The sequence below is a fragment of the Massilia sp. CFBP9026 genome (genome assembly GCF_034045165.1).
GTDB lineage: Bacteria > Pseudomonadota > Gammaproteobacteria > Burkholderiales > Burkholderiaceae_D > Telluria > Telluria arenae.
On sequence record NZ_JAXCWH010000003.1, the window covers coordinates 476,093 to 489,501 of the forward strand.

The window sequence follows — 13,409 nt, forward strand, 5'->3', positions numbered from 1 at the left end:
AGATTTCTCTGGCCGAGGAACCGCTTACCTCGCGTTGTTACTACCGTTGGCTAGCGATTAGCCACGCAGCAGCGACAGGACGCCGTTCGGCAGCGAGTTGGCCTGGGCCAGCATCGAGGTACCAGCCTGTTGCAGGATCTGACCGCGGGTCATCTTTGCGGTTTCAGCAGCGAAGTCGGTATCGACGATGCGGCTGCGCGATGCCGACAGGTTCTCGGTCGACGAACCCAGGTTCGAGATCGCCGATTCGAAACGCGACTGTAGTGCACCGTATTCGGCGCGCTGGCTGTTGACTGCCGCCAGGGCTGCATCGGCGGTGCGGATGGCAGCCTGTGCGCCTTCGAAGGTGCCGATGTCGAGGTCGGCCACCGAATCGAGGTCCGAGTTGCCGCCCAGGCCCATCGTGGTGGTCGCGTCAACCACCGAGAAGCTCTTTTCCGAGTTCATGGTGATCTTGCCCATCGCGGTGCCGCCGTTCGCGCCCATCGTGTCAACTGCGGTGCCCTTGACGCCTTCCGTGTCGTACGTCGACAGATTGGCGTCGTTGGCAGCTGCGGTAGTGGTGGTGTTCTTCAGCTTGATGTCGTTGCCGTCGGCGTGGGTCAGCTTGATGCCGCCGTTCTTGCTGTCGTACGAGGCGGTGACGCCGGTCTTGGCCGACTGGGCATTGAAGGCGCTGATGGCGCCGGCATGGCCGTTGGCGTCGTCGGTGCCGACCGAGAACGAGATCGTCACTGCGGTATCGTTATCCGACTCCAGCGTCATCGTGTACGACTTGTTGGCGGCCAGGTCCAGGTTGGCATCGGTCTTGGCGGTCGCGGTAACACCGGTTTCGCCGCTGGCGTTGTTGATCTGGGCCGCGGTGGCTTTGGCGGTGTCGCCGGCAGCAACGTTGATGCCCTTCGAACCTTGCGAACCGTTGATGGTGACGGTGCCGGCAACCACGCCGTTGGTCGCGGCGGAAGAGGCGCTCTTGGCGGCGATGTCGGTGGTGTTATTGCCGTAGGTCGAGGTGGTGAAGTTCGAACCCGACATCGAGATCAGCTGGCCTGCATTGGCGCCGACCTGGAAGTTCGCGGTGCCCATCGTGCCGTCCATCAGCTTCTGGCCGTTGAACTCGGTGGTGTTGGCGATACGGTTCAGTTCCGAGGTCAGTTGGGTAACTTCGGTCTGCAGGGCTTTACGGTCGCTCGACGAGTTCGACGAGTTCGACGACTGCACTGCCAGTTCACGGATACGCTGCAGGATGTCGCCCGAGCTCGACAGGGCGCCTTCGGCGGTTTGCGCCATCGACACGCCATCGTTGGCGTTACGGGTGGCCTGGGTCATGCCCTTGATCTGCGAGTTCATGCGGTCGGAAATCGCGAGGCCGGCGGCGTCGTCCTTGGCGCTGTTGATGCGCATGCCCGACGACAGGCGTTGGATCGAGGTGTTCAGCTGCGACTGCGAGGTCGACAGGTTACGCTGCGAGTTCAGGGAAGGAACGTTGGTATTGATTACGGATGCCATGGTGTCTACTCCAGAGACGTGGTCTTACAGGGTGCAGCGACCGTGCTGCTGTGTACTTTGGTCCGTCGCGCTGTTCCGTGACGTTCAAACCGCTGTTGTTGCTGGTAACGGTGCCCTATGGAAAAAGTTTAGGGCCCCGTTTCGAAATAAATGGCTTGCGAGGAGGGCGCTGGCAAAAAGCGCTGGCCTTGGCGGCAGGCAAAAAAGGAACTTGAGGGCAAAAATAATTTTTATTTTTGGGCTCAGGTCTTGAGTAATGTGTACAGTTTGCCAAGTTCCGCCCAGCCGCTGTCATACAGGGAATCGTTGACGCGCTTGGTATAGCCGGGCACATGCTGGAAACGCCGGCAATGCAGTTGCACCGTCGACACCAGGGTGGCCAGCGGCGGCAGCTCGCCTTCGGTATTGCATTGCACGGCAAGAATCAGGCGCAACAGGCCGAAGCGCGCCATCAGCTGCACATAGCTGTCGTAGGGCGTTGCGCCGTTGAACGGAATCAGTTCGACCAGGACTTCATTGACCAGGTAATGATCGAGCAGCCATGGGGCCTGGGCCAGTGCCTCGTCGAGGCGGCCCAGGCCATGCCGGTAGGCGCCCACCAGGCGCTCGGCGCTGACCTGGCCGTGGGCATCGGCGCCGAACCTGGTGGCGACCTCGTGCATCAAGGCCTGTTCGAGCGTTGAGCTGGATTCGAAGCCCTTGGTTGCCCACAAGGTGGCGAACACCATGGCCTGGGCGTCATGGTCGGGCTGGATCAGGTCCAGCGTCGCGACCAGCTCGCCGTTTTCGACCAGGCGCACGAAGTCGTCGATCATGGCGGGAATGCTCTCCTGTCCGCCACTCGCGCATAGCGCGCTCAGGGTGTCGCAGAAGGCGCCCAGCAGCGCCAGGCGCTGCCACAAGGACAGTTCGCGGGTACGCAGCAGGTTCAGGCAAAAGATGCGCGTCTCGGCCATCAGCGCCGGCGATACACCGAAACGCGGCCCGACGCCGAGCATGGCCGCATGCCTGAGCTGGACCGGGGCCTCGACGAAATCGAAGGCGTCTTCGGCCAGCAGGGCCAGGCGCGCGGCTTCGGGACAGGACAGGGTGATCGACTGCTCGACCTGGCCATGCACGCTGCGGTTGGTGCGCGGGTAGGTGTGGCAGGTGTCGGACAGATAGGTTTCGCCGAGGTGGGTCTGCACCGAGCACATGCCGTCCTGGAGTGCCGGGCATCGCTGTTCCTGGCCAACCGCCGTGATCGCACCGTAGGCATCCTCGCCGCCACCGTCCAGGCGCGTCATATTGGCCATCATGCGCCCGAGGGCCGGGACCGATTCCTTGCGATAGGCCTTGTAGGTCTTCTTGTCGACATACACCGTCCAGCCGGAGCAGCAGGTGTCCTCGCAACTGGCGCCGATGCAGCGGAACCGCTCGACGAAGCGGGGCATGAGCGCGGACAAGGACTGGGTGCGATGCAGGATGGGCATGGACTGGCTGCTTGATGATGACTACATTGCAGCCGAGTATAAATCCGGCATGACGCCGGTCAATCCGCGATCACCACCCGATTCTTCCCGCTATTCTTGGCTTGGTACATCGCCTTGTCGGCGCGCGCCATGAGCGAGGCCTGCTCTTCGTTGGGCGTGCGCAGCGCCACCCCGCACGAGAATGTAATAAGCATCTTCTCGTTATCGTGCAAGAAGAAATGCTTGGTCAGCTCGCGCTGCACCCGCACCATGGCGGCGGCGGCGGCATCGACCGTGGTCTCCGGCAGCAGGATCAGGAATTCCTCGCCGCCGAAGCGGGCGATGACGTCCATCGAGCGCAGCGTCTCGCGCACCACCTTCACCAGGTGCTTGAGCGCGGCGTCGCCCGCCATATGGCCGTAGGTATCGTTGAGCCGCTTGAAATTGTCGAGGTCGAGCAGGGCCACGCACAGCGGCGTCTTGCGGCGGTCGGCGCGCGCGCTCTCGCGCTCGAACACATCGTCCAGGCCGCGGCGGTTGAGGCTGCCGGTCAGCTGGTCTTCGCGCACCAGCTCGCTCATATGCTGCAGCTCGGCTTCGAGCTCGCGGATGCGCTGCTCGGCTTCCTGCACCTCTTTATGCGCGCCGACCATGCGGTCGCGCGAAGCCAGCGCCTCGTCCTGGGCGCTGCGCATCTCGCGCAGCACTTCGTCGAGCACGCCGTTGATCTCGTTCACGTCGGTGGCGCGGCCGATGCGCTCCGAGAATCCGCCCAGCCTGGCGTGGTAGTCGCTGGTGGAGGCGGCGGCCGAGCCGAGGCGGTCGATGAAGGTCATCATCATATTCTTCATGGCCCCCCGCACGTCGTCGATGCCGTGCTTGAGGTGACCCTGCTTGATGATCACGTCCTTCAGGCCGCGGGTGGCGTCTTCCAGCGCGCGCGTGTCGAGCGGACCCTTGATCAGGTCCTGCACCACCAGCACCTGGCCGCGCATATAGTTGTCGTCGTCGAGCAGGCCTTCGATATTGTCGAGCAGCAGGCGGAACAGGCGCAGCAGCAGCTCCTGCTGTTCGGCGCCATCGTCCTTGCGCAGCTCGATCTGGAAGCACAACTGCTTCAGGCGCGCCGCGATGTCTTGCAGTTCCGATTCGCCGACGGCGATCTTGACCGCCGCGCCCAACGCCTCGGCCTCGGCCGAGAGCTCGGCGTCGCCGCTCAGCAGTGAGGCGCAGGCGAAGGACAGGGTGCGCGCCAGCATGTCGCGCAGCAGCACGGTGTCCGGCTCCTCGTCGCCCAGGGCCATCACCGGGGTATTGCGGCGCAGATGACGTTCGGACATCTGCCCCAGCGCCTGGGTGTAGCCGGTCCAGTCTTCGAGCTTGACCGCGCGCGCCATGCGCCGGCCATACTCGGACAGCTCGCCCGGCGTCTCGGCCATGCGCCGCGCAAAGCCGGCCAGGACCTCGATCGCGCCAAGGTCGGGAGTCGATGCGGGAGGCGGCGCCGATGGCGTGCCGGCGATCTCGTCGTAGATGGCGCGGTAATTGTCCGGCGTCGGCGCGAGGCGGCGCGTGGCGAGGCGGCGGAAGGCCTCGCGTGCAATCTCAGCGGGGTTGGCTGGCTGGTTCACGGCGGGCGCGGCAGGAGTTGAGATGGACATGGATTACTGCGCAATGACGAATTCGCGGGATTGGCGACATGATAATCAGCTTTTTTGCCGTGCATCAATTAAAAAACGGTAACACAGCCATTGGATGCGCCGGTTGCCGCCCCAGCGCAACGGATTGTCACATTCAATCCACCAAACCGTTACGGATGGCGTAGGTCGTCAGTTCGGCACTGGTCTTGAGTTGCATTTTGACCAACAAGCGGGCGCGGTATTCGCTGATGGTCTTGACCGACAGCGACAGCTCGCGCGCGATCTCGCTGACCGTCATGCCGGAAGCGATCATGGTCAGGGTCTGGTACTCGCGGTCGGACAGGCCTTCGTGCACCGCCGCCTCGTGGTCGGCGCCGATCGAGCTGGCCAGGGTCTGGGCCAGCGCCGCGCTCACGTATTTCTGGCCGCCCGCCACCTGGCGGATTGCAGTCACCAGCTCGCGCGGCGCGCTCTGCTTGGTGAGATAGCCGGACGCGCCGGCCTTCAGCGCGCGGATCGCGTACTGGTCTTCGCGGTGCATCGACAGCATCAGCACCGCCAGTTCGGGCCGGTCTTTCTTTATCTGCTTCAACACGTCGATACCGTTGCGGTCGGGCAGCGAGATATCGAGCAGCATCACATTGGCCTTGGACTTGCCCACCAGCCGGGCGGCGTCGACGCCGTTCTCGGCTTCGCCGGCGACGTCGATGTCGCGCTGCTCGGCCAGGATCTGCTTCAGGCCCTCGCGCACGATGGCATGGTCGTCGGCAATGAAAACGCGGATGGTAATTTTCTCGGTCATTCTTCTTCTTGGGCTGCCCGGTCGGTCGCGGCTTGCTGCGTGGAGGTCCGGGGTGCCAGCCTGGTCTTGATGGTCACCATCGTGCCACCTCCGGGCGCGGACGACAAGGCCAGCGTGCCGCCCAGCGCGCTGGCGCGCTCGCTCATGCCGCGCAGGCCGAACGATTGCGGCTTGAGGCGGTCGGCGGGCTGGATGCCGCGGCCGTTGTCGCAGATCGACAGCGTCAGCAGCTTGCGCTGGCGCCGCAGCGACACCGTTACCCTGGTTGCATCGGCATGCTTGGCGATGTTCGTGAGCGCTTCCTGGAAGATGCGGAACAGCGCGCTCGCATGGTCGGGCTCGAGTTCCAGGTCTCCATCGTCCCTATGCGGGCAGCGCATGACGACGGCGATCCCCATCTGCTTCTCGAACTCGCGTGCCTGCCATTCCATAGCGGCGACGATGCCGAGGTCGAGCGTGCTCGGGCGCAGGTCGAGCGAAATGCGGTGCACCGCCTCGATGGTGCGGTCGACCAGGTCGTCGACGTAGTTGGCCTTGTCGATCAGGTCCGGCTGATCGGCAGGCAGGCGCGCCGACAGCATGGCCAGCGCCATCTTGATCGCAGTGAGGTTGCCGCCCAGGTCGTCGTGGATCTCGCGCGCGATGCGGGTGCGCTCGTCTTCCTTGGCCTGCTCGATATGCGCGGTCAGCTCGGCCAGGCGTTCGCGCGAACGGTGCGATTCTTCCTGCTCCTGCTTGCTTGCCGTGATATTGGTCATGATGCCATCCCACTGAACTGCGCCGTCCTCGCGGGTATGCGGGGTGGCGCGCAGGTTGATCCACTTGACGTCGTTCCAGGCTGGAATGCGGATGCGACCTTCCCAGTTCCAGGCCGCCAGGGCGGCGGCCGACATCTGCATCGCCTCGTGATAGGCGCGGCGGTCTTCCGGCAGGATCAGGCCTTCGAACAGGGACGGATCGTCCCGCAGCTCGCCGGGCGCGAGGCCGAGCAGCGCGCTGCAGCCGTCGTTCAGGCTGGGAAAGCCGATGGCGCCGTCGGGATGCAGGACGAACTGGTAGACTAGGCCGGAGGTGGAAGGATGTTCGGTGTGGAAAGAGGAGGGCAGGCTCATTGTTTGTCTCGTCGCTTCTTTTTTCGTGCGCTGCTTTTGGCTTGTCTGCATCATACGATAAAAGCGCGTGAATCCCGGCGCAGGCGACGCCAAGTCTCGTTACAATAAGGTCATGAATAAGGCATTTGTTAAAGAGTCGGACAACGACGACGATGAAGAAGCGTTGGCCCTGGCGCAGGCGATTCCCGCCGGCGCCAAGAACTACATCACCCCGGCCGGCTACCAGCGCATCAAGGATGAGCTGCTGCAGCTGATCGACGTCGACCGGCCCGAGGTGGTGCGCATCGTGCACTGGGCCGCGTCGAACGGCGACCGTTCCGAGAACGGCGACTATATCTACGGCAAGCGCCGCCTGCGCGAGATCGACCGCCGCATCCGCTTTCTCACCAAGCGCATGGATTCGGCCTTCGTGGTCGACCCGACTGTTCATTACGGCAATGACCAGGTCTTTTTCGGGGCCACGGTGGGCTATATCAACAAGGCGGGCGAGGAACACACGGTCACCATCGTCGGCGTGGACGAGCTCGACCCGTTGAAGGGCAAGATCAGCTGGGTGTCGCCGGTGGCGCGCGCGCTCACCAAGTGCCGCGAGGGCGATGTGGTGCCGCTGCAGACGCCGCTCGGCATGGACGAGCTCGAGATCATCTCGGTCGACTATCCGGAGCCCGTGGCCGACTGAGTGATTGGTTCGCTGCTAAGATGAGGGGATGAACCGACCTCACGATACGGCGCCCGATGTGGACGCCCTGGCCGCGCTGCGCGCCGCCACTTCCGAACGCCATGAACGGCTCGACAGCGGCCTGCCGCTGTCCGGTCCCGCTCCCGATATGCACGACTATGCCACGCACCTGACCCTGGTGCGCGACTGGCTGGCGCCGCTGCAGGCCTGGCTGGATGGTTTCAACGATGGCCCGCAAACGGTCTTGCCGGCGGTCGAGCGGCTGGCGCTGATCGATGCAGACTTGAACGAACCCGGCATGCCGCCGGTGCGCGTGCCTTCAATACCGCATGCCTGGCCACAGGATGCCAGCGCCGCCTACCGCTGGGGCGTGGTGTACGTGATCGAAGGATCGCAGCTGGGCGGGAAGGTGTTGTACGGGAAGCTCTCGGAGCGGCTGGCGCCGCATCCGCTGCGCTACCTGCGCGGGGCCGACGAAGGCCCGGGGCCGCGCTGGCGCGCGTTCATGCTGGCGCTGAAAGAGCACGTGAAGTCGCCCGACGAGATCGCGGATGCGTGCGCGGGGGCGTGTGCGGCGTTCGACAGCATCCTTGCGCTGAGTATCGACAAGAAAGCCTGAGGGAGGCTCACCGCAGCCCGCATCCCCAGCACGTCGTTCCCGCGAAGGCGGGAACCTAAGTCTTCTGCCGTAAGTTGAAGTCAACCGTAGCCGCTGCTCAAGCGGCCTTAGGTTCCCGCCTTCGCGGGAACGACGGCGGGCAAGCTTACGACCGCTCCCGCTCCACGCGATTGACCCCCGCCACCCGGCGCAGATTGCGAATCAGCTGCGCCAGGTGCACCCGGTCCTTGATCTGGATCGTGAAGCGCAGCTGCGTCATGCTGTGCTCGTCATCCTCGTCCATGCCCACATAGGTGATGTTGGCGTCCGACTCGCCGATCTCGGCGGCCACGCGGGCGAGAATGCCTTTTTCGTTGTTGATCAACAGGCGGATGCGGCAGTCGAAGCGGCGGTTGAGCTCGTCACCCCATTGCACCGCGATCCAGCGGTCGGGTTCCTTGGCCTGGATGCGCTTGGCCGGCAGGCAGTCGCAGGTGTGGACCACCAGCGCCTGGTCGCGCCGCAGCTGGCCGGTGATCTGGTCGCCCGGGATCGGCAGGCAGCACGGCGCCAGTTGCACCGCCACGCCTTCGCTGCCGTAGATCGTGACCGGCGCGATCTCGCTGCTGGGGATCGGTTTGTTCGAGGGCAGCAGTTCGGGGTCGCCCTCCATCAGGCCGAAGATGTGGCGCGCCACCAGGGCCGGCATGCGCTTGCCGATGCCGATGTCGGCATACATTTCTTCGAGCGACTTGGCCGAGGTCTCGGCCAGCAGGCGCTCGATGACGGCGTCCGACAGCTCTGGCTTGATATTGCGCACCGCCAGAGCCTGGGCCAGCAGTTCCTGGCCCAGCTCGACCGATTCGTTGACGTCGATCGCGCGCAGGTGGTGGCGGATCGCCGAGCGCGCCTTGCCGGTGCGCACGAACGTGAGCCAGGTCGGGCTCGGACGCGACTCCGGGTTGGTGATGATCTCGACGATGTCGCCGTTGTGCAGCTCGGTGCGCAGCGGTTGATCTTCGTTGTTGATCTTGACGCCCACCGTGTGGTCGCCGATGCCGGTGTGGATCGAGTAGGCGAAGTCCAGCGCCGTGGCGCCGCGCGGCAGCGCGATGATCTTCGACTTGGGCGTGAACACATAGACCGAATCCGGGAACAGGTCGACTTTCACGTGTTCGAGGAACTCGGCCGAGTCGCCGGTCTGCTGCTGGATGTCGAGCAGCGACTGCAGCCAGGCATGGGTGCGGTGCTGCAGGTCGGTGATGTTGGAGTCGCCCGTCTTGTACAGCCAGTGCGCCGCCACGCCGCTTTCGGCGGTGCGGTGCATCTCTTGCGTGCGGATCTGGAATTCGACCGGGGTGCCGTAGGGGCCGATCAGGGTGGTGTGCAGCGACTGGTAGCCGTTGATCTTGCCGATCGCAATATAGTCCTTGAACTTGCCGGGCATCGGCTTGTACAGGGCGTGCAGGGTGCCGAGCGCAACATAACAGTTGGGCACGCTGTCGACGACGACGCGAAAGCCATACACGTCCAGCACCTGCGAGAACGACAGGTGCTTGTTGCGCATCTTTTTATAGATGCCGTACAGCGTCTTTTCGCGGCCATCGACTTCGAACTGCAATCCGCTCGACTCGAGCTGGGCCTTGACCGCCTCGAGGATCTTCTTGACCACTTCGCGGCGGTTGCCGCGCGCGGCCTTGATCGCCTTCGACAGGGTCTGGTAGCGCAGAGGATACAGGTGCGAGAACGACAGGTCTTGCAGCTCGCGATAGATATTGTTCAGGCCGAGGCGGTGGGCGATCGGCACATACACTTCCATCGTCTCGCCGGCGATGCGGCGCTTCTTGGCCGGCACCATGACGCCCAGCGTGCGCATATTGTGCAGGCGGTCGGCCAGCTTGATCAGGATGACGCGCACGTCGGACGCCATCGCCAGCAGCATCTTGCGGAAATTCTCGGCCTGCGCTTCGAGCTGGCTCTGGAATTCGATCTTCTCGAGCTTGGACAGGCCATCGACGAGGTTGGCGACCTGGGCGCCGAAGCGCTCGATCAGCTCGTCCTTCTTGACGTCCTGGTCTTCGATCACGTCGTGCAGCAGGGCGGCCATGATGGCTTGCGCATCGAGCTTCCACTCGGCGCATATCTCGGCGACGGCGATCGGATGGGAGATATAGGGTTCGCCCGACTTGCGGACCTGGCCCAGGTGCATCTCGTCGGAGAAGCGGTAGGCTTCCTTGACCTTCTTGAGTTCGGCGGGCGTGAGGTATTCGGACAGCTTCGCGATCAGCTGCGTAACGGACGCTACGCCGGGCGCGACCGGCTCGGCAAAGTCCGGAGGACGATTGTCGGCGCGCCGCTCGCGTGGAGCAACGGGGTTGCGTGAATTGGTCGAATCTGGAGGAAACAGGTTCATTACGTTAATCGTCAAGCCGTAGTAGGTACAGAATAACAGAAGACGGGATGACGCTAATTCAGGCAACCCCGAAGGGAATTACATCGGCACTTTTTTCAGCATTTCGATGCCGACCTTACCGGCGGCGATCTCGCGCAGGGCGACGACGGTAGGCTTGTCCTTGGCTTCGACCTTCGGGGTGTGGCCTTGCAGCAGCTGACGAGCACGGTAGGTAGCCGACAGGGTCAGCTGGAAGCGGTTAGGGATGTTCTTGAGGCAGTCTTCGATGGTGATGCGGGCCATGTGTGCTCCTAATGTGCAATAAATACAAAACGCGAGGGCAACGACAACAGTGAAAGCGCGCCTAAATGGCGCGCTGATCAGGATTGAGGTTGATGCGCGTGGATTCCCAGCTGGGCAAACAGCGTAGCGTTGCGGGCGGCCTGTTGGGCGAACCGGCAACGTGTCGCTTTGACAATCGCCTGCAGTTCGGCCAGGGCGACGTTAAACTCTTCGTTGATGATAGCATACTCGAACTCGGGAGCGTGAGCCATCTCGCCGCCGGCCGCCAGCAGGCGGCGCGTGATGATGTGCGGCTCGTCGGTGCCACGCTTGTGCAGGCGTTCTTCCAGCGCCTCGATCGACGGCGGCAGAATAAAGATGCCGGCCGCGTCCGGGAACAGTTTCTTCACCTGGCGGGCGCCCTGCCAGTCGATCTCGAGCAGGATGTCGGTGCCGTTCTTCATCTCTTGTTCGACGGTCAGGCGGCTCGTGCCGTAGTAATTGCCGTGCACCTCGGCCCATTCCAGGAATTCGCCGCGTTCGGCGCGGGTGACGAAGTCCTCGGCGGTGGTGAAGTGGTAATGCTCGCCATCCAGCTCGCCCGTCCGCGGCTTGCGGGTTGTGGTCGAGATCGACAGCTTGATGCCGGGTTCCTGCGCCAGCAGGGCGTTGACCAGGCTCGACTTGCCGGCGCCGGACGGGGCGGCGACGATGAACAGGCTGCCGGAGAAGGCTTGTGGGAGCATGGTGGTTCCTTGAATAAAGCGTTTTGTTGCGAGCTTGGTCGCGGTGTTTGTTTTGATACGTTAGCTCAAACACGTCGTTCCCGCGAAGGCGGGAACCTAAGTTTGCCAGCGATATCGAAACGCTTGCAACTTGGGTTCCCGCCTGCGCGGGAACGACGGTTTTGGGGCTAACAAAAAAATTAATTCACTTGCTGAACAACGTCAGCCGGATCACTCCAGATTCTGCACCTGTTCCCGCATCTGCTCGATGAGCAGCTTCAGCTCCATCGACGCATCCGCCAGCTCCTTGACCGAGGCCTTGGCGCCCAGCGTGTTCGCTTCGCGGTTCAGTTCCTGCATCATGAAGTCGAGGCGCTTGCCGACCTGGCCGCCTTTTTTCAGGATGTGGCGGGTTTCGTTCAGGTGGGCCGACAGGCGCGACAGTTCTTCGGAGACGTCGATGCGGATGCCGTACAAGGTCACTTCCTGGCGGATCCGCTCCAGCACTTCCTGGCGCGTGAGCGTGGACGGATTGCCGTGGCCGGCCAGGCCCAATGCATCCTGCATGCGCTCGATGGCCTTGTGCTGGAATTGCGAAATGACTTGCGGGATCAGCGGCGTGATGCGCTTGACGATCGCTTCCATCGATTCGATCCGCGATTGCAGCATCGTTTCGAGCGCCGCGCCTTCGCGCCTGCGGCTGTCGACGAAAGCGGCGATGGTGGTGGCGGTGAGGCCGGCCACGTCGGCCTGCAACGACTCCTGGCCGATCGTCGATTCTTCGATGACGCCGGGCCAGCGCAGCAGCTCGGCCACCGTCATCGGGGATGCCTGGGCAAAGTGACGCGTCACTTCGCCCTGCAGGCGGGCGAGGTCGGCCAGCAGTTCCTGGTTCAGTGCCGAGGAGCCGCCGCTGACCTTGCGGCCGAACGACAGGCGTACCTCGACCTTGCCGCGCGTGATCGCGGCCATGATCGCCGAACGCAGGTCGGGTTCCAGCGCGCGCAATTCGTCATTGATGCGGAACTGCAGATCGAGGAAGCGCGAGTTGACGCTCTTGATTTCGATCGTGAGGGTTCCGGCAGCGCCTTCGCTGGTGGCGACCGCATAACCTGTCATGCTTGAAATGCTCAATGGGATCCCCGGTTTTTATTCTTTACAAAGCCGACATTTATCCACACAATCGCCCTGTTTAGCAAGGAAACCCACTTGGATGGCTGCACAGAATAACGCTCCCCTGCCCGATGGGCTGGACATTGCCGGATACCGCATTGTAAAGAAAATTGCGTCCGGTGGGTTCAGTATTGTTTACCTTGCCTATGACGGCGAGGGCAATGCGGTCGCCATCAAGGAGTATTTGCCGAGCGCCCTGGCGCTGCGCCAGCCGGGCGAACTGGTGCCGGTCGTCGCCAAGCCGCACCTGGCCGTGTTCCGTATCGGCCTCAAGTGTTTCTTCGAAGAGGGCAGGGCACTGGCGCGTATCGTGCACCCGAACGTGGTGCGCGTGCTGAACTTTTTCCGCGCCCACGACACCGTGTACATGGTGATGGCCTACGAATCCGGCCACTCGCTGCAGGAACACATCGCGCGCGCCGCCGCTAAGGGCAGCCGCCCCGGCGAGCAGTTCGTACGCCAGGTATTTACGGGTGTCTGCGCCGGCCTGCGCGAGGTGCACGCCAACAAGCTGCTGCACCTCGACCTCAAGCCCGCCAACATCTACCTGCGCACCGATGGTTCTCCCTTGCTGCTCGACTTCGGCGCCGCGCGCCAGACCCTGCACAGCGATGCGCCGATGCTGGCGCCGATGTACACGCCGGGCTTCGCCGCGCCCGAGCTGTCCACGCGCGGCGCCACGCTCGGGCCGTGGACCGATATCTACAGCCTGGGCGCCGCCATGCTGGCCTGCATGAGCTGCTCGACCCCGCAGTCGGTCGAGGCGCGCCGCGCCGGCGACAAGCTGCTCGAGCAGCTCGATAAACTGGTGGGCCGCTATTCGCCCGAGCTGATTGACCTCGTGCAGGCCTGCCTGGCGCTCGATCCGCTCGCGCGGCCGCAGAGCGTGTTCGCGATCCAGAAAGCGCTGCAGGCCGCGCCGGCGAAGCCGCTCGCGGCGCCGTCCGCATCGGCATCGGCAAAGGTGGCGCTTCAGGGCGAGGCGCGTGGCGGCTGGCGCGGACTCGTCGACCGTCTCGGCGCACTCGGGCGCGGCCAGGGGTAAT

12 protein-coding genes are annotated in these 13,409 nt (G+C 63.7%); 3 read left to right on the forward strand and 9 right to left on the reverse strand.

Going from position 1 to position 13,409, the window contains the following annotated elements:
- Positions 1–57: 57 nt before the first annotated feature.
- The 5 genes from SOM28_RS10535 to SOM28_RS10555 all read right to left on the reverse strand — a co-directional run bounded on the left by SOM28_RS10535 (position 58) and on the right by SOM28_RS10555 (position 6,514).
- A complete protein-coding gene (locus SOM28_RS10535) occupies positions 58–1,509 on the reverse strand; it encodes a flagellin N-terminal helical domain-containing protein (RefSeq protein ID WP_123069755.1) in 1,452 nt (483 codons plus the stop codon).
- 242 nt (positions 1,510–1,751) lie between these two features.
- Entirely contained in the window at positions 1,752–2,981 is a 1,230-nt protein-coding gene (gene fliB, locus SOM28_RS10540) for a flagellin lysine-N-methylase (protein ID WP_320468067.1), read from the reverse strand.
- Between the two features lie 59 nt (positions 2,982–3,040).
- Positions 3,041–4,621, reverse strand: coding sequence for a GGDEF domain-containing protein (locus tag SOM28_RS10545; RefSeq protein WP_320468068.1), 1,581 nt, complete (start codon positions 4,619–4,621; stop codon positions 3,041–3,043).
- 133 nt (positions 4,622–4,754) lie between these two features.
- Positions 4,755–5,402 (reverse strand): response regulator transcription factor, encoded by a 648-nt coding sequence (locus SOM28_RS10550; protein WP_320468069.1) that lies wholly within the window; start codon positions 5,400–5,402, stop codon positions 4,755–4,757.
- Positions 5,399–6,514: a sensor histidine kinase gene (locus tag SOM28_RS10555; RefSeq protein WP_320468070.1), complete on the reverse strand. Its 1,116-nt coding sequence runs from the start codon at positions 6,512–6,514 to the stop codon at positions 5,399–5,401. Before SOM28_RS10555 ends, SOM28_RS10550 begins: the two co-directional genes overlap by 4 nt.
- 112 nt (positions 6,515–6,626) lie before the next feature.
- Between SOM28_RS10555 and greB the strand changes: the two genes are divergently transcribed.
- Both greB and SOM28_RS10565 read left to right on the forward strand, forming a co-directional pair.
- A complete protein-coding gene (gene greB / locus SOM28_RS10560; protein WP_320468071.1) occupies positions 6,627–7,193 on the forward strand; it encodes a transcription elongation factor GreB in 567 nt (188 codons plus the stop codon).
- Positions 7,194–7,221: 28 nt separating this feature from the next.
- The gene (locus SOM28_RS10565; RefSeq protein WP_320468072.1) at positions 7,222–7,812 is read left to right on the forward strand and encodes a biliverdin-producing heme oxygenase; all 591 of its coding nucleotides are present in this window, start codon (positions 7,222–7,224) and stop codon (positions 7,810–7,812) included.
- 145 nt (positions 7,813–7,957) lie between these two features.
- Here the strand turns inward: SOM28_RS10565 and SOM28_RS10570 are convergent, their stop codons facing one another.
- The 4 genes from SOM28_RS10570 to SOM28_RS10585 all read right to left on the reverse strand — a co-directional run bounded on the left by SOM28_RS10570 (position 7,958) and on the right by SOM28_RS10585 (position 12,309).
- On the reverse strand, positions 7,958–10,204 hold the full coding sequence (locus tag SOM28_RS10570) for a RelA/SpoT family protein (RefSeq protein ID WP_320468073.1): 2,247 nt from the start codon (positions 10,202–10,204) through the stop codon (positions 7,958–7,960).
- Between the two features lie 78 nt (positions 10,205–10,282).
- Positions 10,283–10,486 (reverse strand): DNA-directed RNA polymerase subunit omega, encoded by a 204-nt coding sequence (rpoZ, locus tag SOM28_RS10575; protein WP_123069763.1) that lies wholly within the window; start codon positions 10,484–10,486, stop codon positions 10,283–10,285.
- A gap of 77 nt (positions 10,487–10,563) precedes the next feature.
- Entirely contained in the window at positions 10,564–11,211 is a 648-nt protein-coding gene (gene gmk / locus SOM28_RS10580; RefSeq protein ID WP_123069764.1) for a guanylate kinase, read from the reverse strand.
- Between the two features lie 210 nt (positions 11,212–11,421).
- Entirely contained in the window at positions 11,422–12,309 is an 888-nt protein-coding gene (locus SOM28_RS10585; RefSeq protein WP_320468074.1) for a YicC/YloC family endoribonuclease, read from the reverse strand.
- Between the two features lie 94 nt (positions 12,310–12,403).
- Here SOM28_RS10585 and SOM28_RS10590 point away from each other — a divergent pair, with 94 nt between their 5' ends.
- On the forward strand, positions 12,404–13,408 hold the full coding sequence (locus SOM28_RS10590; protein WP_320468075.1) for a serine/threonine protein kinase: 1,005 nt from the start codon (positions 12,404–12,406) through the stop codon (positions 13,406–13,408).
- Position 13,409: the final 1 nt, after the last annotated feature.

Excerpts from the sequence above, each read along its gene's own strand:
- SOM28_RS10535 (WP_123069755.1), bottom strand. The coding sequence starts at position 1,509 with ATGGCATCCGTAATCAATACCAACGTTCCTTCCCTGAACTCGCAGCGT.
- fliB (WP_320468067.1), bottom strand. The coding sequence starts at position 2,981 with ATGCCCATCCTGCATCGCACCCAGTCCTTGTCCGCGCTCATGCCCCGC.
- SOM28_RS10545 (WP_320468068.1), bottom strand. The coding sequence starts at position 4,621 with ATGTCCATCTCAACTCCTGCCGCGCCCGCCGTGAACCAGCCAGCCAAC.
- SOM28_RS10550 (WP_320468069.1), bottom strand. The coding sequence starts at position 5,402 with ATGACCGAGAAAATTACCATCCGCGTTTTCATTGCCGACGACCATGCC.
- SOM28_RS10555 (WP_320468070.1), bottom strand. The coding sequence starts at position 6,514 with ATGAGCCTGCCCTCCTCTTTCCACACCGAACATCCTTCCACCTCCGGC.
- greB (WP_320468071.1), top strand. The coding sequence starts at position 6,627 with ATGAATAAGGCATTTGTTAAAGAGTCGGACAACGACGACGATGAAGAA.
- SOM28_RS10565 (WP_320468072.1), top strand. The coding sequence starts at position 7,222 with ATGAACCGACCTCACGATACGGCGCCCGATGTGGACGCCCTGGCCGCG.
- SOM28_RS10570 (WP_320468073.1), bottom strand. The coding sequence starts at position 10,204 with ATGAACCTGTTTCCTCCAGATTCGACCAATTCACGCAACCCCGTTGCT.
- rpoZ (WP_123069763.1), bottom strand. The coding sequence starts at position 10,486 with ATGGCCCGCATCACCATCGAAGACTGCCTCAAGAACATCCCTAACCGC.
- gmk (WP_123069764.1), bottom strand. The coding sequence starts at position 11,211 with ATGCTCCCACAAGCCTTCTCCGGCAGCCTGTTCATCGTCGCCGCCCCG.
- SOM28_RS10585 (WP_320468074.1), bottom strand. The coding sequence starts at position 12,309 with ATGACAGGTTATGCGGTCGCCACCAGCGAAGGCGCTGCCGGAACCCTC.
- SOM28_RS10590 (WP_320468075.1), top strand. The coding sequence starts at position 12,404 with ATGGCTGCACAGAATAACGCTCCCCTGCCCGATGGGCTGGACATTGCC.